Genomic DNA, 19705 nt, shown 5'->3' with positions numbered 1-19705 from the left:
TTTATTTTATCTTTCGTTTGTTTTTGTTTAGTTGGCACGGCTTTCGCAACATATTAAATATCAAATCAAGACAATTTAGTTAAATTTTTAAGAGGTGCAATATGCAAACAAATACAAAAGCCAAACAACAACCTAAAAGTAATAATTGGGTACTTACACCTGAAATCATGGTTTTGTCTATTTTGCTTGTAGCTACCTTAGTAATAGGTATTACAGTTCTGCGCGGTAGCGATTCTGTAGAGCCGTTAACGGACATACAGCCGATTACTTTTACACAAGCTGATGTTGAAAATGCACAGTCGATGAGTAATACTTTTGACTCGCAAAATACTAACTATGCACAACATGTAACAGCCCCTAAAAACGAAAATAACGACACTCTTTCAAACTAGAGACTTTTGCGCAGGTAACTATTTATTGTTGCCTGCGTTTTTTTTATGTTTCCTATCACCGTTTTAACTTTTTCTCCCTAGCTTTAAAATTACGTGTACGCTTTTTAATTCAAGCTGTGCGTAACTAAATTAGTTTTATCCAGCCTTTCTTTATACTCATCTTCAATTACTAATCCTTACTTTTAGCCAACAATTACTAACTGGTTTCTCTGTGCTGTTTGGGCTTGAGTAAGCTCTTATTTATTAATTTAGGTGCATTGCAAATTGAATTGCAAATTGAATTGCAAAATGCAAATAAAATAGAAAAATTTAAATACTCAAATAACTAAACTTAACCTTTTGAATTTGCTGTTTTTATTTTTGTTTTATTCACTTTCTAAATGGTCTGTAACTTGCTCTTGATTACATAAGTCACTAAGAGTGAAAATCGGAGCAAAACATGAATGCATTTAAGTACCTAGAAGCAGAAAGCCCAGTCAATCTCGCAAGATGGCATGAGTTAGAGAGAATCATGTCGGATGCAATGCAAAATAATTATTTTAAAATGGTTTATCAACCGCTTGTATCATTAGGAACGGGAAAGTTGGTCGGCTTTGAATCGCTAGTAAGGTGCCAATCACCCCGCTTTGGTATTGTAGGCCCTGATGAGTTTATCCCTCATGTAGAGCAATCGGGAATGATTTTAGAATTAGGTGACTGGATTTTTGAGCAATGTTTGTCTGATTTAAAACAGATGCGACATTTTGGTATGACAGATATTGCTGTTTCTTTAAATATTTCACCGGTACAAATTTTAGATGGTGATGTGTTTTCAAAAGTAATGGCTTTGCTAGAAAAGCACCAAATACCACCACAAGCCATTAAAGTTGAATTAACGGAAACAGCGCTCATTCATAGTCCTGATAAAATAGCTAAGGCGTTTGAAAACTTCCATAAAGAAGGCGTAAAGGTGTGGATTGATGATTTTGGCACTGGGTACGCGTCTTTAGGTCTACTTCGTCAATTTGATATCGATGGTTTAAAAATTGATCGCAGTTTTGTAAGTGGTATTGCAACTAATAACGAAGACTTTACGTTATGTAGCGCAATTATTGCGATGGCTCAACGATTGGGCTTACAAACTGTAGCAGAAGGCATTGAAGAGAATGAGCAATTACAAATATTAGAACAACTTGGTTGTGATATTGCTCAGGGGTACTTGCTCGATAAGCCGCAAACATTAACAAAAAGTATTGATACCTGGGCTCTGTAATTGTTTATATTCATTTTGATTTGCAAAATGCAAAAAACAAATTACTCTTAAACTACAATTCTTACATTTTATTAGTGTACGAAGCTTTAACTTACACAAAGGTTATCTATGCCTATATCAGAGCAGTTTATCGATAAAAGTATTACGGAGCTAAATGTTTTAATTCAACTTGAAAAGGATGTTGGAATAAGCGTTTTAGCTCGATTAGTAAACTTATTTATCGATGAATTAGTTACTATGGCTAACCAATTAGATACGGCAATTAATAATGCAGATATTATAAAAATTAGAGAAATAATGCATGTTTTGAAAAACTCGGCTGCCTTATATGGAGCCGCTCCTTTAGCTGCATTGGCAACACAGTTACACGATTCACCACCACCAACCACAGAAGAAAATTTGCACGCAGCGCTTGTTATTAAGCATAACTTGGATAAAACCCGAGATGCATATCAAATAATGAGTAAGAGTATAGCTATCTAGGAGAAAGCCGTGTCAGATATAATGGGTAAAGGCCTTGTTTATATTGTTGAAGATAGCATCGCAAGTGGTGCTTTGTACGCCAGTCAGCTAGAGCAAGTAGGTTTTGAATGTAAGCATTTCGCAGATGGATATTCTGCTTTGGTCGGTATTAAAGAAAAAATGCCTGCGGTGATAGTACAAGATGTATGCTTGCCTGATATAAGTGGGCTTGAAGTTTTACAATTTGTAAATAAACAAAAAAATCCTGCTAATGTAGTCATGATCACCTCAAATAGTTCTATTGATATTGCAGTGGAAGCTATGCGTTTAGGTGGCTTCGATTTTTTAGAAAAACCCTTCACAAGTCAGCGACTTATTAGCTCAGTAGAAAGTGCGTTAACACCCAAAGAGCAAGCTAAAGTACAACCTTTGGTTCAAAGCAGTGATAAAAGCCAAGATTTTGTTGGTGAATCTCTCGCAATGAAAACCGTTTTTAGATTGCTAGATAGCGCAGCTAGAAGCAAAGCATGCGTATTTATTACAGGTGAAAGTGGAACCGGTAAAGAAGTATGCGCACAAACCCTTCATGATTCGAGCCCTCGCAGCCAAGGCCCTTTTATTGCTATAAACTGTGCTGCGATTCCTGCTGAGTTATTTGAATCAGAATTTTTTGGGCATGTTAAAGGGGCATTTAGTGGCGCTTTAAGCGATCGTAAAGGCGCAGTTGAAGTGGCCAACGGCGGTACGTTATTTCTAGATGAACTATGTGAAATGGAGCTTAACTTACAAGCTAAGTTATTGCGCTTTTTACAAACTGGCATATTTAGCAAGGTTGGTAGCAGCGAAGTATTACACAGCGATGTCCGCTTGGTATGTGCAACCAACAGAAATCCAATAATAGAGGTAGCAGAGGGGCGCTTTAGAGAAGATTTATATTATCGTTTAAATGTTATCCCCGTAAAGCTCCCGCCTTTAAGGGAGCGCGGAAACGATATTTTGCTGCTCGCTGAGTATATTTTAAAACAAAAAAGCGATAGCAACGCTAAACATTTTATTGGCTTTTCTGATGAAGTTAAGGCGCTTTTTTGTAATTACGATTGGCCAGGAAATATACGCGAACTGCAAAATGTAATTGAAAATACAGTCGTTATTAATGATGGCGATGTAATAGAAAGAGATATGCTACCAAATTCATTTGGTCTAGGCGCTGTAAAACACTCAAGCTCAACTAAGTCAATTCACAATACAAACGATCAGAGTGTTCAATTATCTCCTATGTCGGTTCACGATATAGAACCATTATGGCAAGTTGAAAAAAGGGCTATTGAAAACGCAATCAAAAGCTGCGAAGACAACATTCCTCTTGCTGCTGCTTATTTAGGGGTAAGTGCATCTACCATTTATAGAAAAATAAAGGGATGGTCTTAAAGCTTTAATAGATTTTAATTGCAATTTTAGGTTGAATTAATAAAAGTTACCCTAAACTCTATGTGTAAGAGCAAAATTAATTTTTAATCTGAAATAGTAAAAGGAGATCGCAATGAGTAACACTAGTTTAAAACCTGCGGATATTATGCCATCACTAGTAGTGAGTGATGTTGATGAGAAAAAGGTAGATTTAGTTGACAGAATAAGTGACTCTCCGTGGAAAATGATTGTTGTTTATCGAGGCCAGCACTGCCCTAAATGTACTGCGCAACTCAACGAGCTTGCTAAAGTTCATAAAGACTTTAAAGAGGCTGGAGTTGAAGTGGTTGCAGTAAGTGGTGATAGCCATGAGCAGCTTAATAAACATCTTGAAAAAATAGATATTAACTTCCCAATTTACTATGGTTTAACAATCGAACAAATGACTGATTTAGGGCTACATATTAGCGAGCCTCGCAGTGGTGCAGAAACTGATCATCCATTTGCTGAACCAGGAATTTATGTGCTTAATGAAAAAAATCAGCTTCAAATGGTCGATATATCAAACAGCCCGTTTGTTCGTCCTGATTTAGAGCAACTGCTAGGTGGGATTAAGTTTTCAAGAGAAAACGACTATCCAATCCGGGGCACATTTATTAAATAGTATTCATTTTACATGGTTTCAAAAAAGGCACTCTTCAGTGCCTTTTTTATTTATTTTTAATAAATTTACTTGAAAACAATTTTACCGTCCATATATAGTTAAGTAGGACGCCTGATGGGTCCTAAATTAAACTTAAACAATTGAAATTTATATTATTAATTAAACTTTGCTTGAGCTTGTTCAATAGAAAAGCACATGCAAAATATCGCTTAAATATGAGGATATTATTATGCGTACAGTAGACTTATCACCACTTTATCGTTCATTTATCGGCTTCGAACATTTAGCATCACTTATGGATGCGGCAGCTAATACAGACAAGCAGCCTAGTTTTCCTCCTTACAATATAGAAGCACTCGATAAAGACAAATACAGAATCACTATGGCCGTTGCTGGTTTTAGTGATAGTGAATTAACCATTGAGTCAGAAAACAACACATTAAAAGTTGCAGGTATTAAAGCTAATAAAGATGAAAATAATGAACGTAAGTTTATTCATCAAGGTATAGCAGAGCGTAACTTTGAACGTAAGTTTCAGCTTGGAGACCATGTAAAAGTACTTGGTGCCGATTTAGCTAACGGCTTATTGAGCATAGAGTTACAGCGTGAAATTCCTGAAGCACTTAAACCACGTAAAATAGAAATTGGTAATAGCAATCTAATAGAAGGTAAATAGTCTTCTAAAGTACATATTCCCCTGATTATTTAGCCGCCTCATTTGAGGCGGTTTTTTTACTTAAAGCGCTTCTAAATTATTAAGGTAGTAGGTTGCTTGTTGCAGCGTTTGTTCTTGAAGTGTTTCATCTTGTTTATCCCAGTTTTTATATACCATACCAATACGTGGGTTCTTTTCTAGCCTGTCTCTGTGTCTATTCATGAAATGCCAATACAAGCTATTTAGCGGGCAGGCTTTATCTCCTACTTTTTGTTTAACATCGTACTGACAGCTTTTGCAGTAATCGCTCATTTTATTAATGTAGTTACCGCTTGCAGCATAAGGCTTTGTTGCAATTATTCCATCATCGGCAAACTGACTCATGCCTCGGGTGTTGGGCATTTCTACCCATTCTATGGCATCTATATAAACGCCTAAGTACCAGTTGTCTACGTCATCAGGGTTTATTCCTGTGAGCATGCAAAAGTTCCCAATAACCATTAGGCGCTGAATATGATGAGCATAAGCGGTTTCAAGGCTTTGCTTGAGTGAGTGGCTTAGACAATTCATTTTTGTAGAGCTGTTCCAAAAATAAGATGGCAGTTTATTTTTGGCTTGTAATTGATTTTTAACTGCGTAGTCGGGCATGTTAACCCAATAAATGGCACGTACATACTCTCTCCAGCCTAATATTTGCCTGGTAAAGCCCTCTACTTGCGAGAGGGATATTTCATTGGGTCTTTGTTCGTATTCGCTTATTACACGTTTGATTACATATAACGGGTGGAGTATTTTTGCGTTTAGGGCAAACGATAAACGGCTATGGTACAGGCTAGTATTATTTTTACTTTGATCTGTCATCGCATCTTGAAAGTGACCAAAGCGACTAAGTAAGTGCTCACAAAAGTATTCAAGAGATTCAATCGCTTGTTTACGCGTTGTTGGCCACTCCAGTGAATGTTCATTTATTTCACCCAAATAAGCGACGTTGTGTTTATTTAAACGAGAAATAATACTGCTAACATCAGTATTGAATAACTTAGGCTCTGGGATGTCGGCTAAGTCTTTTTTGGAAAATTTATTACGATTATTACTATCAAAATTCCATTTGCCACCAGTTGGCTTTGCATCATCAATTAATATATTAAATTGCTTACGCATAGCACGATAAAAGTGCTCCATTGTTACATGCTTGTTTTTTGTAAAGCGTGTTTTTATATCGGTGAACGGTAATAAAAAGTGTTCAGTATCTGTAGCAATTACATTTAATGAGCTATCACTTTTAAACTTAGCTAATTGAGATTTTAGCCTAAACTCGTCAGGGTATTGATATTCAATAGAGTCGCATTGGTATTTATCGGCAACTCGCTTGAGTAATTCAATCAAGTCCTTGTCGTCATCGGTATCATCAAGTGTTAAATGTAAAACATTAAAACCTGCCGTGTTTAATGCAGTTGCAAAGTTTTCCATAGCATTAAAAAAAGCACACAGTTTTTGAATGTGATGTTTAACGTAGTCAGTTTCTTGTTTTAGTTCTGCGATGAGGTAAAGCGTGTCGTCGTCTTTTTGCTTGTACCATGAATGAGATGGGTTTAGCTGATCGCCTAGTATTAGTCTGAGTGTTTTGTGATGGGTCATAGTAAAGCCAAATTTTTTTATACGGACGTATTTAATTAAAGGATCGTTTTACTATTTAACTACGAGTGAATAGAGCAAAAAGGCTTAACCGATTATCAAGGCAATAAAGGCGTGTTGGATCATGGTGTGCAAATGAGTTTAATTAATGGGGAGGTTAAGTAAGTTAAATTGCCACCCCTAAAATTTTATATTTAAATTTTATTACTTTGCTTTTGCTGCATTTTTTGTTGTAACGAAACCACATTAGATACATTAAATAGAATATTGCTGGCAAAGTTTTCAAAATATTTAAGGGCTTTTTTCCAAGCGAGCTGGCTCTCAGGAGTAAAGTGTTTACCAAGGTGCTCTTTAAGGGTTTCGTAAAACGCATCAGATAATAGTGCAATGTCACTTTGCGAAACACTGCTTTTTTTTAGGTACATTAAATGATGTGCTAAAAAAGGAGCTACCGATGCTGGCTTATCTAAATGTTTAACAATTCGTTCTAACACACAAAAAAGGGTAAAACTCTTTTCGTTAAATTGTAAGGCTGTTGGGTAATTCATTTCAATGCTAGATTCAGCCAATTTACTGTGAAATCGAGCCGTGAATGCATGAAAATTTGGCTTAATAATTGTTAAGTTATTTAACAATGCTGATTGTTGTTGGTTCATTTTTATCTCGCTGCAGTGAGTAATAACTATTATTATTAAGTGGCATAAAATTGATTATAGCGGGCAGATAAAATTCTGCACGTTTTTTTAGTGTTAAAGTATGGGTTTTAGTTATATCAATTTATTTTCTAGTAAATTGTAAGCATCTAGAAGGTACTAAGGTAGCTCAAATTTAGTTTGTTTGATTTTCACTCAAAAATAATAAGCTGTAATATTTAATAATTTAGAGACAGCATTTTATAAAATTGATTGATTACTTATGTTACTTATATATACATTAAATTAGCATCTTGACGAATTGGAAATTTTACAAACTAATTGCGTATTATAGTTGCTAATCATCCCGTACATCCTTATAATAGCGGCCATTGTTTAGCATGTTGTAAAACAGCTAACAGCGATATTAAATTTAAAGTTTGATATCTATTGGCGCGGGATGGAGCAGTCTGGTAGCTCGTCGGGCTCATAACCCGAAGGTCGTCGGTTCAAATCCGGCTCCCGCAACCAATTCTACTAGTAGGTATTACCTTACTAATTTATATCGCGCATTCTAAGTAATGCGCGTTTTGCGTTTTAGACTATGTAGTTTAATTAGGTCAGTTTACTGACTCGCAACCAAGCTTGGCCCTAGGCCACACAGTTTTATGCTTTATTGGTGTGACGCCCCGCTTGGTTCGGGGCGTTGTTGTATCTGCACCTTGCGATTTGTGGCAATTGTCATCAAATTAAAACTTAAACTCAGTATTTTAGGGCTATAAGCCCTTTTTTTGTTTGTATGGAGGATTTTCGTGACAAAACTTGAACAAGATTTAGTAACCATGTTAACGCCTGCGGTAGAAATGTTAGGCTTTGAATTGCATGGTCTTGAATTTGTGCAAGCGGGTCGCCATTCTACCTTAAGAGTATATATTGCTCATGAGGATGGGATCTCAGTTGATAACTGTGCGGATGCAAGTCGCCAAATTAGTGCGATTTTAGACGTCGAAGACCCAATTACAAATGAATATGATTTGGAAGTATCGTCTCCTGGTGTTGATCGTCTATTATTCAAACAAGATCACTACGAGCAGGCGCAAGGAGAGGAAGTACGCGTGCGTACTAAACTTCCACAGGATGGTCGTCGTAATTTTAAAGGCGACTTAGTAGCAGTTAGCAGCGATATGATCACACTATCTAGCGATGGTGCAGAGCATCTGATCATGCTTAGTAACATCGAACGTGCGAATTTAATCGCGAAGTTTTAAATTCGAGTGCGAAGGAATAGGGCAAGCGAGGCATTACCCATGGCAAAAGAGATATTATTGGTTGCTGAAGCCGTTTCCAATGAGAAAGCGGTTCCAAAAGAAAAGATTTTTGAAGCTCTAGAGTTCGCTTTAGCGACAGCTACAAAGAAAAAACACGATGGCGAAATTGAAGTACGCGTAGCAATTGACCGTAAAACCGGTGATTACGATACGTTCCGTCGTTGGCAGATTGCCGCTGTATTAGAAGATGGTTCTTTAGAGAACCCATACAGCGAAATCACTCTAGAAGCAGCACAGGTTGAAGAACCTGATTTGCAAATGGGTGATTATGTTGAAGAGCAAATCGACTCAATCAAATTTGACCGTATTACAACACAAATGGCTAAGCAAGTTATCGTACAAAAAGTACGTGAAGCTGAGCGCGCTTTAGTTGTTGAAGCATACAAAGATCAAGAAGGCGAGCTGGTAACGGGTGTTGTTAAAAAAGCAACTCGCGATGCAATCGTGCTTGATTTAGGTAACAACGCAGAAGCGGTAATTTACCGTGATGACATGTTACCACGTGAAAACTTCCGCCCGGGTGACCGTATCCGTGGTCTTTTATATGAAGTTAAGCCTGAAGCACGCGGTGCACAATTATTTGTAACGCGCTCTAAACCTGAAATGCTAATGGAATTATTCCGCATTGAGGTGCCAGAAATTGGCGAAGAGATGATTGAATTACGTGCAGCAGCACGTGATCCAGGTTCACGCGCTAAAATTGCTGTTAAATCTAACGACAAACGCATAGACCCAATTGGTGCATGTGTTGGTATGCGTGGGGCACGAGTTCAGGCTGTATCGTCAGAACTTGGCGGTGAGCGTGTTGATATCGTACTTTACGATGACAACCCGGCACAATTTGTTATCAATGCAATGGCGCCAGCAGAAGTTGCTTCAATCGTAATGGATGAAGACACTCACTCAATGGATATCGCTGTAGAAGCAGATAACCTAGCGCAAGCAATTGGTCGTAATGGTCAAAACGTTCGTTTAGCAAGTCAGTTAACTGGCTGGGAACTAAACGTAATGACTGTTGAAGACATGCGTACTAAAAATGAAGCTGAATCTGATAAGTTACTTAACTTATTCACTGAAAATTTAGAAATTGATGATGAGTTTGCATCATTACTTATCAACGAAGGTTTCTCGACACTTGAAGAAGTGGCGTATGTACCAGCGTCTGAATTTTTAGAAATTGATGGTCTTGATGAAGAGACTGTAGATTTACTGCGCTCACGCGCAAAAGATGCATTGACAACTAAAGCACTTAAAACGGAAGAAAGCTTAGATGGCGCAGAGCCAGCTGAAGACTTACTTGCGCTTGAAGGTTTAGAGCGTCACTTAGCATTTGTTATGGCAAGCAAGGGTGTTGTTACACTTGAAGACTTGGCAGAGCAAGGTATTGACGAATTAGTTGATATCACAGAACTTTCATCTGAAAAAGCGGGTGAACTGATTATGGCTGCACGAAACATTTGTTGGTTTGCAGACGAGTAATTTATTAACGGAGGTATTACACACTATGGCAGAAGTAAATGTTGAAAAACTAGCCGGCGATATAGGTACGACTGTTGATAAATTGCTACAGCAGTTTTCACAAGCAGGTATCACTAAGCAAGCAACTGATAACGTAACAGAAGCTGAAAAAGCAACGTTACTTGATCATTTAAGCAAGCATCATGGCGGTACAGGTTCAGATGGCCCAGCGCGTATGACTTTACAACGTAAGAGCAAAAGCACTTTAAGTGTTACGGGCTCTACTGGTAAAGCAAAAGATGTTCAAGTTGAAGTTCGCAAAACACGTACTTACGTGAAGAAAAGCGCAATGGAACAAGAGCAAGAGCAAGCTCGCTTAGCTGCTGAAGAAAAAGTGCGTCTTGAAGAGCAGCAAAAAGCTGACCAAGAAGCCGCAGAATTAAAAGCGAAACAAGAGGCAGAACGCAAAGCGAAAGAAGAAGCCGACCGTAAAGCCAAAGAAGAAGCTAAACGCAAAGCTGATGCAGAGCGTAAAGCGAAACAAAAGCAGATGACCCCAGAGCAAAGTGCTAAGTCTGAGAAAGATCGCATAGAAGCTGAGCGTCTGCAAAAAGAAGCAGAAGAGGCCGCATTGAAGAAAGCTGAAGAAGAAGCGAAACGTCAAGCAGAAGAAGCAAGAAAGCTAGCTGAAGAAAACTCGGCACGCTGGAAGAAAGAAGAAGAAGAACGTAAGAAACGCGAAGAAACAGCGGATCACCATCTTACGACTTCTACTTATGCACGTGAAGCAGAAGATGTTGCCGATGCTCGTGATGAGCAAGGTACACGCCGTGCTAAGAAAAAGAAAAAAGCGCCAGCAAAAGATAAATTTGCAGCGTCAAGAGGCCGTAACAAGTCTAAGTTAAAAGCACCTGCATCATTACAACATGGTTTCCAAAAACCAACTGTTGATGTTAAAAATGAAGTGCGTATTAGCGAAACAATTACAGTAGCTGAGCTTGCATCACGCATGGCCGTTAAAGGCGCTGAAGTTGTTAAAACAATGATGAAAATGGGTGACATGGTTACTATTAACCAAGTGATTGACCAAGAAGCTGCACAATTAGTTGCAGAAGAAATGGGTCACAAGGTTATCATTGTTAAAGAAAACGAATTAGAGCAAACAGTACTTAATGACCGCCACGAAGATGGTAAGTCAGAGCCACGTGCTCCAGTAGTAACTGTAATGGGTCACGTTGACCATGGTAAAACATCAACTCTTGATTACATTCGTTCTGCGAAGGTTGCTTCTGGCGAAGCCGGTGGTATTACACAGCATATTGGTGCATACCATGTTGATGTAAACGGTCACATGATCACCTTCTTAGATACACCAGGACATGCTGCATTTACTTCAATGCGTGCTCGTGGTGCTAAAGCGACTGATATCGTAATCCTAGTAGTTGCAGCAGATGATGGCGTTATGCCACAAACTAAAGAAGCGGTACAGCATGCTCGTGCAGCTGGCGTTCCTTTAATCATCGCAGTAAACAAAATGGATAAAGAAGGCGCAGATCCAGATCGTGTTAAAAACGAACTTGCTGTACTAGACGTTATTCCAGAAGAATGGGGCGGCGATACGCAGTACGTTCATATCTCAGCTAAAACTGGCTTAGGTATTGACGACCTTCTTGAAGCAGTATTGAACCAATCTGAACTTTTAGAGCTTTCTGCACCTACTGAAGGTATGGCGGCTGGTGTTGTTATTGAATCTCGCCTTGATAAAGGCCGTGGTCCAGTAGCATCAGTACTTGTTCAATCTGGTACGCTTAACCAAGGTGACATTGTATTATGTGGTCTTGAGTATGGCCGTGTTCGTGCAATGCGCGATGAAAACGGTAAAGACATTAAGTCAGCTGGTCCATCTATCCCAGTTGAGATTTTAGGTCTTTCTGGTATTCCTGCTGCAGGCGACGAAGCGACTGTAGTTAAAGATGAGCGTAAAGCGCGTGAAGTTGCTTTATACCGTCAAGGTAAGTTCCGCGATGTTAAACTAGCACGTCAGCAAAAAGCTAAGCTTGAAAACATGTTTACTAACATGACTGAAGGCGATGTTTCTGAAGTTAACGTGGTACTTAAAGCAGACGTTCAAGGTTCTATCGAAGCAATCTCTGATTCACTAACTAAACTTTCTACTGATGAAGTGAAAGTGAAGATTGTTGGTTCAGGTGTTGGTGGTATTACCGAAACTGATGCAACACTCGCTGCAGCGTCTAACGCAATTGTAGTTGGCTTTAACGTTCGTGCTGATGCTTCAGCTCGTAAAGTTATCGAGACTGAAAACTTAGACCTACGTTACTACAGCGTAATCTACAGCTTGATTGACGAAGTTAAACAAGCAATGTCAGGTATGCTAGCGCCAGAGTTTAAACAAGAAATCATTGGTCTTGCTCAAGTTCGTGACGTATTCAAGTCTCCAAAAATTGGCGCAATCGCTGGTTGTATGGTTACTGAAGGTGTTATTAAACGTAGCGCTCCAATCCGTGTACTACGTGAAAACGTTGTTATCTATGAAGGTGAACTTGAGTCACTTCGTCGCTTTAAAGACGATGTTGCTGATGTTCGTAACGGCATGGAATGTGGTATCGGCGTTAAGAACTACAATGACGTACGTGTTGGTGACCAAATCGAAGTATTCGAAACAGTTGAAGTACAACGTACTCTATAATTGTTACTAGGGAGTATTGAACGCTCAGGTTAACGCCGGACGTTCTACACACCCTACGCTAAGATTTTAAATGGGGGCTTAGCCCCCATTTGCATATCCATTATTTAGTTAACTTATTATTTCATTTCAATAAGTTATTATTTTAGGACAAGTATAATGAGAGAATTTTCTCGCACTGATCGTGTTGCACAGCAAATCCAAAAAGAGATTGCTGTAATTTTACAACGCGAAATTAAAGATCCACGCTTAGGTATGGTGACAGTGTCAGCGGTAGAAGTATCGCGCGATTTATCTTATGCCAAAATTTTCATTACTGTGTTTAACACACAAGATGAAGACGCAGCAAAGCAAAGCGCAAAAGTACTTAATGAAGCAACGGGCTATATTCGCTCGTTACTTGGTAAGCGTATCCGTGCACGTATAATGCCTGAGTTAAAGTTTGTAGTTGATAACTCATTAATGGAAGGTATGCGTATTTCTAATTTAGTGGATTCTATTATTCGCGAAGATAACGCAAAGCATGTAGATGAAGACGTAGAAAGTGTTGATGCTGCTGATGTTTCAGATAGCGAAGAAGGTACTGATCACGTAGACGATACAGATAGCGAAGAAGGCACTGATACAGATGGCAAAGCGCAGTAAAGGCCGTGCAGTTGACGGTATTTTGTTGTTAAACAAACCGCAAGGCATTTCATCAAATAAAGCATTACAGCAAGCAAAAAGTGTTTATTTTGCGCAAAAAGCTGGGCACACAGGTGCTTTAGATCCACTTGCCACAGGTATGCTGCCAATTTGTTTTGGTGAAGCGACTAAGTTTACGCAGTTTTTACTCGATACAGATAAAACCTATATCGTTCGTGCACAACTGGGTGAGCGTACAACAACATCAGATTCTGATGGCGAAATTGTTAGCACTAAAGATGTGAACGTTACGCGTGAACAGCTAACAAAAGAAATAGCTGCTTTTGTTGGTGAGTCTGAACAATATCCGTCAATGTACTCAGCTCTTAAGTACCAAGGTAGACCGTTATATAAGTACGCGCGCGAAGGTATTGAAGTTCCTCGTAAATGCAGAAAAATAAACGTGTTTAGCTTATCGTTTGACGAATTTGATGAACAAAGCAACGTATTACAAATGACGGCCCATGTATCTAAAGGGACCTACATTCGTACAATCGTTGATGATTTAGGCGAAAACCTAGGCTGTGGCGCACACGTTATTATGCTCCACAGAACCGCTGTTGGTCAGTATCCGGCAGATAAAATGGTCTCGCTTGATGAGATTGAAGCGTTGCTTGCTAAAGCGAAAGAAGAAGAGCTTGCGCCTTCAACTTATTTAGACTCGCTATTGCTACCAATTGATACTGCTTTAACTGATTTACCCGTTGTTGAAATTACAAAAGAACAAGGGGGAATTTTTAGTCACGGGCAAGCTGTAGAATTATCAATCGCTTTACCTGATGGTGCAATTAAAGTTGTTGCGGATAATATATTTATTGGTACTGGTGAGCGTAACTCAAACGGTCATTTAAAGGTTAAACGTGGTCTTGCTAGTCAGCAAGACGATTACGTGAAGCCTGAATAAGCAACTAATGTGCCTAACGGTGGCTTATTAGTTGTAGTTGGGGATAATTAGCTTGTAGTTATTCCTACAGTTGGTAGAATACGCCCGCTTAATCGTTTTGGCTGAATTAGTGATCGGCTAAGACACCTTTTAAATTTAATTTTTGGAGTTACTATGTCACTAAGCAATCAAGAAAAAATCGATATCATTGCTAAATTTGCACGTGCAGAAGGCGATACAGGTTCATCAGAAGTACAAGTAGCATTACTTACTTTTGACATCAACAAGCTTCAAGGTCACTTTGCTGATCACAAGCATGACTTCCACTCACGTCGTGGTCTGCTTCGTAAAGTAAGCACTCGCCGTAAACTACTTGATTACCTTAAAGGTAAAGACATCACTAGTTATACTGCGTTAATCAAAGAACTTGGCCTACGTCGCTAAGAACTAGATTATAGAAAAAGGAGCTTTTTAGCTCCTTTTTTTGTGCCTGAAATTTGTGTTTCCAAATTAAGAAAATTCTTAAACCTATTGAATTATAATATAAAACCCCCATTTCATAGCCTACCAATAGCTGTTGTATTTACCCGCTAATTAGCCCAGTTTAAATCTAGTAGCTAGTGTGTGTTGACCTTTCGTGATTAATTTTGCAGCTGTATGTTTGGTCTTTAGGCAAGGCAGCGCCTATGTAGTGTGGTTATTCCCCATAAATAGGCGATAACGCAGCATAAATGCCAAACATGCGCTGCCCTGCGGGTTCATCCTAGGGGCGATTAACTCTTTGTTGCTCGATTTTTACTTAGCCCACTAGGTTACAAATCTCGCGCCGTGATTAAATCGACCCTAGATTGAACAAATTTCAATCCACAAAGAACAACACACCCTAGACTCGCATTTTGAAGCAGCTTTGGTATATACTATGCGCGTAGGTAAAAAGGTTTATCTACACTTATTCACATCATTGCCAATTGTAGTACTTAATTGATTTCCAACTGAATACAATTATGTACTGTAATTGGTACTTTGATGACAACTTATTAGAATACATTTAAGGAATATTTTAAGTGCAAGCAATTATTAAAGAATTCAAACTAGGTCAACATACAGTGACTCTAGAAACTGGTGCAATCGCTCGTCAAGCAGACGGCGCCGTACTTGCAAGCATTGGCGACACTTCAGTTTTAGTAACTGTTGTTGGTAAGCGTGAAGCACAACCTGGCCAAGACTTTTTCCCACTAACAGTTAACTACCAAGAGCGTATGTACGCTGCTGGTCGTATCCCAGGTGGTTTCTTAAAGCGTGAAGGTCGTCCTAACGATGGCGAAACACTTATTGCACGTCTTATTGACCGTCCAATTCGTCCACTTTTCCCAAGCGGTTTTGTAAACGAAGTACAAGTTATTGCTACTGTTGTTTCTGTTAACCCTGAAATCCAACCTGATATGGTTGCGATGATTGGTACTTCAGCAGCACTTGCTATCTCTGGTATCCCGTTCAGTGGTCCAATTGGTGCATCTCGCGTTGGTTACATCAACGGCGAATATGTACTTAACCCTACATTAAAAGAGCTTGAAGAAAGCCAACTTGATTTAGTGGTAGCCGGTACTGATAAAGCGGTACTTATGGTTGAATCAGAAGCTAACGTACTTGCAGAAGACGTAATGCTTGGCGCTGTTGTATATGGTCATGAGCAATCTCAAGCGATCATCACTGCAATCGAAGAATTTAAAGCAGAAGCAGGCAAGCCTACTTGGGATTGGACTGCACCAGCTAAAAACGTTGCACTAGAAGATAAAGTTGCAGCAATTGCTGCTGATAAAGTAGGCGCAGCTTACTTAATCACTGATAAAGTAGCGCGTAAAGAAGCACTTGGCGTAGCTAAAGATGAAGTTGTTGCAGTGTTAACAGCTGAACTTGCTGAAGGCGAGTCTTTAGATAAGCAAGAAATTGGTAAAATCTTCGGTTCACTTGAGAAGAAAATCGTTCGTGGCCGTATCGCTTCTGGCGAAAAACGTATCGATGGTCGTGAACCAGATATGATTCGTGCACTAGATGTAATGACTGGCGTATTACCGCGTACTCACGGTTCTGCTATCTTTACTCGTGGCGAAACTCAAGCGTTAGTAACAGCTACACTTGGTACAGAACGTGATTCACAGTTAATCGACGATTTAACGGGTACTCATAAAAACCACTTTATGCTTAACTACAACTTCCCTCCATTCTGTGTAGGTGAAACTGGTTTTGTTGGTTCTCCTAAGCGTCGTGAAATCGGCCATGGTAACCTTGCTAAACGTGGTATTGCAGCTGTAATGCCAACATTGACTGAATTCCCATATTCAATCCGTGTAGTATCTGAAATCACTGAATCAAACGGTTCATCTTCAATGGCTTCTGTATGTGGTACTTCACTTGCACTTATGAATGCCGGTGTACCAATTAAAGCGTCTGTTGCCGGTATTGCGATGGGTCTAGTTAAAGAAGACGATAAATTCGTTGTTCTTTCTGACATCTTAGGTGATGAAGATCACTTAGGTGACATGGACTTTAAAGTTGCTGGTACAGCTGCAGGTATCACTGCACTTCAAATGGATATCAAAATCGAAGGTATCACTCAAGAAATCATGCAAATTGCGCTTAAACAAGCAAAAGCTGCACGTTTACATATCTTAGAAGTGATGGACGAAGCAATTTCTGCTCCTTCTGAAGAGCTATCAATGTTTGCTCCTCGCATATACACAATGAAAATCCCACAGAAGAAAATCGCTGAAGTTATCGGTAAAGGTGGCGCAACTATTCGTCAGCTTACTGAAGAAACTGGTACAACGATTGAAATCGGTGACGACGGTACAATTAAAATTGCCGCTACTGATGGCGAAAGTGCAGCTAATGCAATTAGCCGTATTGAGCAATTAACAGCTGAACTTGAAGTAGGTACTATCTACGAAGGTAAAGTTGTACGTATTGTTGATTTCGGTGCGTTTGTAAACATTCTTCCTGGTAAAGATGGTCTAGTACATATTTCTCAAATTAGTACTGAGCGCGTTAATAACGTGGCTGATCACCTTTCTGAAGGTCAAGAAGTTAAAGTTAAAGTACTAGAAGTAGATCGCCAAGGCCGTGTACGTCTAAGTATTAAAGAAGCAATGGAATCAGCAGCACCTGCAGCTGACGCGCCAACTGACGCGTAATTGTTAACTTATTAATCTAGTTATATTAGCTAGATGATAAAAAAGGGGCTGTTTAGCCCCTTTTTTTATGCTTTAATGAAACCTTATTGGACAAGGTCTGTCTTATATTAATCGCGATATATCTTGGTATTAAGGATTTTAATGATACTCAAACATTTAGCTTTGGCATCTTTTGCTATTTTGTCTTTAAGCGCTTGCCAAACTACAACAGATTCAGAACCAACCCCGATTGTTAATGTGCCATTTACTGCACCTTTAGCCTCTGACTTTAGAAGTGAAATTGCTATTGCACGCTACTCAGAGTTATTGAATAGGGCTGACTTAAGCGAAGAGCAACAAGCTAAGCTTTATTACGACCGTGGTGTACTTTTTGATAGTCTAGGTATGACCACTCTTTCGCGTATTGATTTTAACCGTGCAGTAAAACTTAAGCCTGATTTAGCTGAAGTGTATAATTTTTTAGGTATTCAACATACGCTAATGCAGCAGTTCGAAAAAGCCTATGAGTTTTTCGATTCAGCTCTAGAACTTGATGAAGAGCATGAATACGCCTATTTAAATCGAGGAATTGCACTGTATTACGGCGATAGAGCTGGCCTTGCTAAAAATGACTTTAACGAGTTTTTAGCCCGTTCTCCTAAAGATCCGTACCGTGTTTTATGGGTTTATTTAGCCCAGGCACAAGAGGATAAAGTAATCGCACTTGATGCACTTAAACAAAATGCGACTGCGCTTGATGATTCGCAATGGGCGTATCAGTTAATTTCTCTTTATACGGGCGATATGAGTGAACATGCATTTTTATCAGGCATTAGTGATGGTGTTAGAACTGAGCAAGAATATGCGCAGCGTTTATGTGAAGCTTATTTTTACCTAGCTAAAATGCATCAAGCAGCGGGTGAGCTTTATTTAGCATCAGACTATTTTAGGCTTGCGTTAGCAACCAATGTACATGAGTTTATTGAGTACAAATATGCGCGTTTAGAACTTGAGTTGATGGAAGGTGTTGACGCAAGTTAAGCGTTTTAAATTAATAGGTGTATTACTATGTTGTTTGTTAATTACAGGCTCGAGTAATCACCTTGGCGCTATTGGCTTTTGGCATGTTTTAAATACAAAAGCCAATGTTCTACAAAGTTATTGGAATTCACCAGCTTATTTTTCTGATCACCTAGAGCAGTTACCAAAGACCTCTTTAGCTATACTTGCTCGCAGTAAAATTTCCTCAGCACAATATATGTATTCTCTTAAGCTTATTAAAAGCAGTCAGAGTGATACTGCAAAACAATTTTGGCTCTCCGCTATAAATGACTTAACAATCCCAGAGCGTAAAATATTAGCAACAAAGTTACTTGAGCAATCACGTTGGAGCGATTTAGAGTTACTCGCTAGTAAAAACAAATTACCAGCAGGGGATGTACTAAATCATCTAAAACTTCAGTTAAAAATACCACAGAGTAAAATATCTACCGCGTTTATCCACGATCTCGGTTTTTCATCTTTAAGGAATATAAGCAAACCTAATAAGCAATGTATGTTTAACGTGCTGACTATGAGCGATCATCGCAGTGGCTTATATAAACTTACAGAGTTTATTAATGCTTATAATAAACAACCAGAGCCCCGTGAAAATATTTTTTGCTTTTCAAAACCCGTTTACGTTGCGGGTATGCTTGAGTGTAAAAGTAGTACTAGTCAAATAGCAAAGTGTGACTGGCAATCATCTAAACTTAATAGCCAGCTTCCTAACAATTTTGATTTTATAGTGATGATGCCAAAAGGCGGAACGGCTAATGTTACGAATGGGACAATGCTAATAAACTCAAAAGCAAAATACAGTATATTTTTGCATGAGCTGATGCATTTTAACGGTTTTGAAGATGAATACGCTTTGCCTAAAACTAAGCAAGCATGGTTGTGTGCAAAAACGGGTTTTGTTGCACCTAATTTATTTATTTCTCATGGTGAGTCGCCGCCAACAGGTTGGCATAAAGCAAAGAGTTGCCAGGTAGGGGGTATTGCTTATAAACCTAGTGAAAATTGGTCTATTATGCAATATCAGCAGTTAGGGCTCTCAGCGCAGTATAGACAACTTTGGTTGAAACATTTAGATATGACCAATGGTAACTTTCATCGTCACCCTGGCGCGCTTACATTTGCAAATAAGGCCATATTAAATTAACAATTATCAGTATTAATTAATTGTTTTTTTAGGCTTAATAAATTGTTAGTTCTTGTTTAAAAAACACCCATACAGAACCGCTTTTTATAGACAAAATCAGTGTTTTTCAGTATAACTATAGTCATTAATGTCGTTTAAAAACAGGCAGTAAAAGCATCACTTAGTATTAAAAAGAG

Annotated in this window: 17 protein-coding genes and 1 tRNA gene; 16 read left to right on the top strand and 2 right to left on the bottom strand. The window is 38.8% G+C overall.

All coding sequences use genetic code 11. The features are described 5' to 3' along the window. The first annotated feature begins 101 nt into the window (after positions 1-101). The 6 genes from I6E70_RS10020 (at position 102) to I6E70_RS09995 (ending at position 4853) form a co-directional block, all read left to right on the top strand. Positions 102-392 carry a hypothetical protein gene (locus I6E70_RS10020; RefSeq protein ID WP_007585474.1) on the top strand — a complete coding sequence of 97 codons (291 nt, stop codon included), beginning with the start codon at positions 102-104 and terminating at the stop codon, positions 390-392. A 439-nt stretch (positions 393-831) separates the two neighbouring features. Then, positions 832-1644: a putative bifunctional diguanylate cyclase/phosphodiesterase gene (locus I6E70_RS10015; protein WP_139016253.1), complete on the top strand. Its 813-nt coding sequence runs from the start codon at positions 832-834 to the stop codon at positions 1642-1644. 108 nt (positions 1645-1752) lie between these two features. Beyond that, complete coding sequence (locus tag I6E70_RS10010) at positions 1753-2127, top strand: Hpt domain-containing protein (RefSeq protein ID WP_101216632.1); 375 nt, start codon at positions 1753-1755, stop codon at positions 2125-2127. Positions 2128-2136: 9 nt separating this feature from the next. Next, positions 2137-3534: a sigma-54-dependent transcriptional regulator gene (locus I6E70_RS10005; RefSeq protein WP_007585492.1), complete on the top strand. Its 1398-nt coding sequence runs from the start codon at positions 2137-2139 to the stop codon at positions 3532-3534. Between the two features lie 112 nt (positions 3535-3646). Then, a complete protein-coding gene (locus I6E70_RS10000) occupies positions 3647-4177 on the top strand; it encodes a peroxiredoxin-like family protein (protein ID WP_007585494.1) in 531 nt (176 codons plus the stop codon). Positions 4178-4406: 229 nt separating this feature from the next. Next, a complete protein-coding gene (locus I6E70_RS09995; protein ID WP_007585496.1) occupies positions 4407-4853 on the top strand; it encodes an Hsp20 family protein in 447 nt (148 codons plus the stop codon). Positions 4854-4913: 60 nt separating this feature from the next. On the opposite strand, the gene I6E70_RS09990 is transcribed toward I6E70_RS09995, so the two are convergent. Both I6E70_RS09990 and I6E70_RS09985 read right to left on the bottom strand, forming a co-directional pair. Then, positions 4914-6470, bottom strand: a complete 1557-nt coding sequence (locus tag I6E70_RS09990; protein ID WP_197188626.1) for a cryptochrome/photolyase family protein — start codon at positions 6468-6470, stop codon at positions 4914-4916. 191 nt (positions 6471-6661) lie between these two features. Next, entirely contained in the window at positions 6662-7123 is a 462-nt protein-coding gene (locus tag I6E70_RS09985; RefSeq protein ID WP_007585499.1) for a globin domain-containing protein, read from the bottom strand. 430 nt (positions 7124-7553) lie between these two features. On the opposite strand from I6E70_RS09985, the gene I6E70_RS09980 reads away from it, so the two are divergent. From I6E70_RS09980 to I6E70_RS09935, 10 genes are all read left to right on the top strand, one after another. Beyond that, positions 7554-7630: transfer RNA gene (locus tag I6E70_RS09980), tRNA-Met, on the top strand. 281 nt (positions 7631-7911) lie between these two features. Next, positions 7912-8367: a ribosome maturation factor RimP gene (gene rimP / locus I6E70_RS09975; RefSeq protein WP_002958482.1), complete on the top strand. Its 456-nt coding sequence runs from the start codon at positions 7912-7914 to the stop codon at positions 8365-8367. 39 nt (positions 8368-8406) lie between these two features. Beyond that, positions 8407-9906 carry a transcription termination factor NusA gene (gene nusA, locus I6E70_RS09970; RefSeq protein ID WP_007585502.1) on the top strand — a complete coding sequence of 500 codons (1500 nt, stop codon included), beginning with the start codon at positions 8407-8409 and terminating at the stop codon, positions 9904-9906. 25 nt (positions 9907-9931) lie between these two features. After that, a complete protein-coding gene (gene infB / locus I6E70_RS09965; RefSeq protein ID WP_007585504.1) occupies positions 9932-12592 on the top strand; it encodes a translation initiation factor IF-2 in 2661 nt (886 codons plus the stop codon). Between the two features lie 156 nt (positions 12593-12748). Beyond that, entirely contained in the window at positions 12749-13234 is a 486-nt protein-coding gene (rbfA, locus tag I6E70_RS09960) for a 30S ribosome-binding factor RbfA (protein ID WP_007585506.1), read from the top strand. After that, positions 13218-14177: a tRNA pseudouridine(55) synthase TruB gene (gene truB, locus I6E70_RS09955; protein WP_197188625.1), complete on the top strand. Its 960-nt coding sequence runs from the start codon at positions 13218-13220 to the stop codon at positions 14175-14177. The genes rbfA and truB overlap by 17 nt, the downstream gene beginning before the upstream one ends. Positions 14178-14330: 153 nt before the next feature. Then, complete coding sequence (gene rpsO, locus I6E70_RS09950; RefSeq protein ID WP_007585509.1) at positions 14331-14600, top strand: 30S ribosomal protein S15; 270 nt, start codon at positions 14331-14333, stop codon at positions 14598-14600. A gap of 620 nt (positions 14601-15220) precedes the next feature. Continuing rightward, on the top strand, positions 15221-17347 hold the full coding sequence (gene pnp / locus I6E70_RS09945; protein ID WP_007585511.1) for a polyribonucleotide nucleotidyltransferase: 2127 nt from the start codon (positions 15221-15223) through the stop codon (positions 17345-17347). A 141-nt stretch (positions 17348-17488) separates the two neighbouring features. Continuing rightward, on the top strand, positions 17489-18367 hold the full coding sequence (nlpI, locus tag I6E70_RS09940) for a lipoprotein NlpI (RefSeq protein ID WP_197188624.1): 879 nt from the start codon (positions 17489-17491) through the stop codon (positions 18365-18367). After that, positions 18354-19529: a hypothetical protein gene (locus I6E70_RS09935; protein ID WP_197188623.1), complete on the top strand. Its 1176-nt coding sequence runs from the start codon at positions 18354-18356 to the stop codon at positions 19527-19529. The genes nlpI and I6E70_RS09935 overlap by 14 nt, the downstream gene beginning before the upstream one ends. Positions 19530-19705: the final 176 nt, after the last annotated feature.

The sequence above is a fragment of the Pseudoalteromonas sp. NGC95 genome, from assembly GCF_015864705.1.
GTDB lineage: Bacteria > Pseudomonadota > Gammaproteobacteria > Enterobacterales > Alteromonadaceae > Pseudoalteromonas > Pseudoalteromonas arctica.
The sequence above is the reverse complement of the archived record's forward strand: the minus strand, read 5'-3'. Positions and strand labels throughout refer to the sequence as shown.

Coding starts and splice junctions, on each gene's coding strand:
- I6E70_RS09990 (WP_197188626.1), bottom strand. CDS start 6,470: ATGACCCATCACAAAACACTCAGACTAATACTAGGCGATCAGCTAAAC.
- rpsO (WP_007585509.1), top strand. CDS start 14,331: ATGTCACTAAGCAATCAAGAAAAAATCGATATCATTGCTAAATTTGCA.
- nlpI (WP_197188624.1), top strand. CDS start 17,489: ATGATACTCAAACATTTAGCTTTGGCATCTTTTGCTATTTTGTCTTTA.
- I6E70_RS10020 (WP_007585474.1), top strand. CDS start 102: ATGCAAACAAATACAAAAGCCAAACAACAACCTAAAAGTAATAATTGG.
- rbfA (WP_007585506.1), top strand. CDS start 12,749: ATGAGAGAATTTTCTCGCACTGATCGTGTTGCACAGCAAATCCAAAAA.
- truB (WP_197188625.1), top strand. CDS start 13,218: ATGGCAAAGCGCAGTAAAGGCCGTGCAGTTGACGGTATTTTGTTGTTA.
- I6E70_RS09985 (WP_007585499.1), bottom strand. CDS start 7,123: ATGAACCAACAACAATCAGCATTGTTAAATAACTTAACAATTATTAAG.
- infB (WP_007585504.1), top strand. CDS start 9,932: ATGGCAGAAGTAAATGTTGAAAAACTAGCCGGCGATATAGGTACGACT.
- I6E70_RS10015 (WP_139016253.1), top strand. CDS start 832: ATGAATGCATTTAAGTACCTAGAAGCAGAAAGCCCAGTCAATCTCGCA.
- nusA (WP_007585502.1), top strand. CDS start 8,407: ATGGCAAAAGAGATATTATTGGTTGCTGAAGCCGTTTCCAATGAGAAA.
- I6E70_RS10000 (WP_007585494.1), top strand. CDS start 3,647: ATGAGTAACACTAGTTTAAAACCTGCGGATATTATGCCATCACTAGTA.
- I6E70_RS10010 (WP_101216632.1), top strand. CDS start 1,753: ATGCCTATATCAGAGCAGTTTATCGATAAAAGTATTACGGAGCTAAAT.
- I6E70_RS09995 (WP_007585496.1), top strand. CDS start 4,407: ATGCGTACAGTAGACTTATCACCACTTTATCGTTCATTTATCGGCTTC.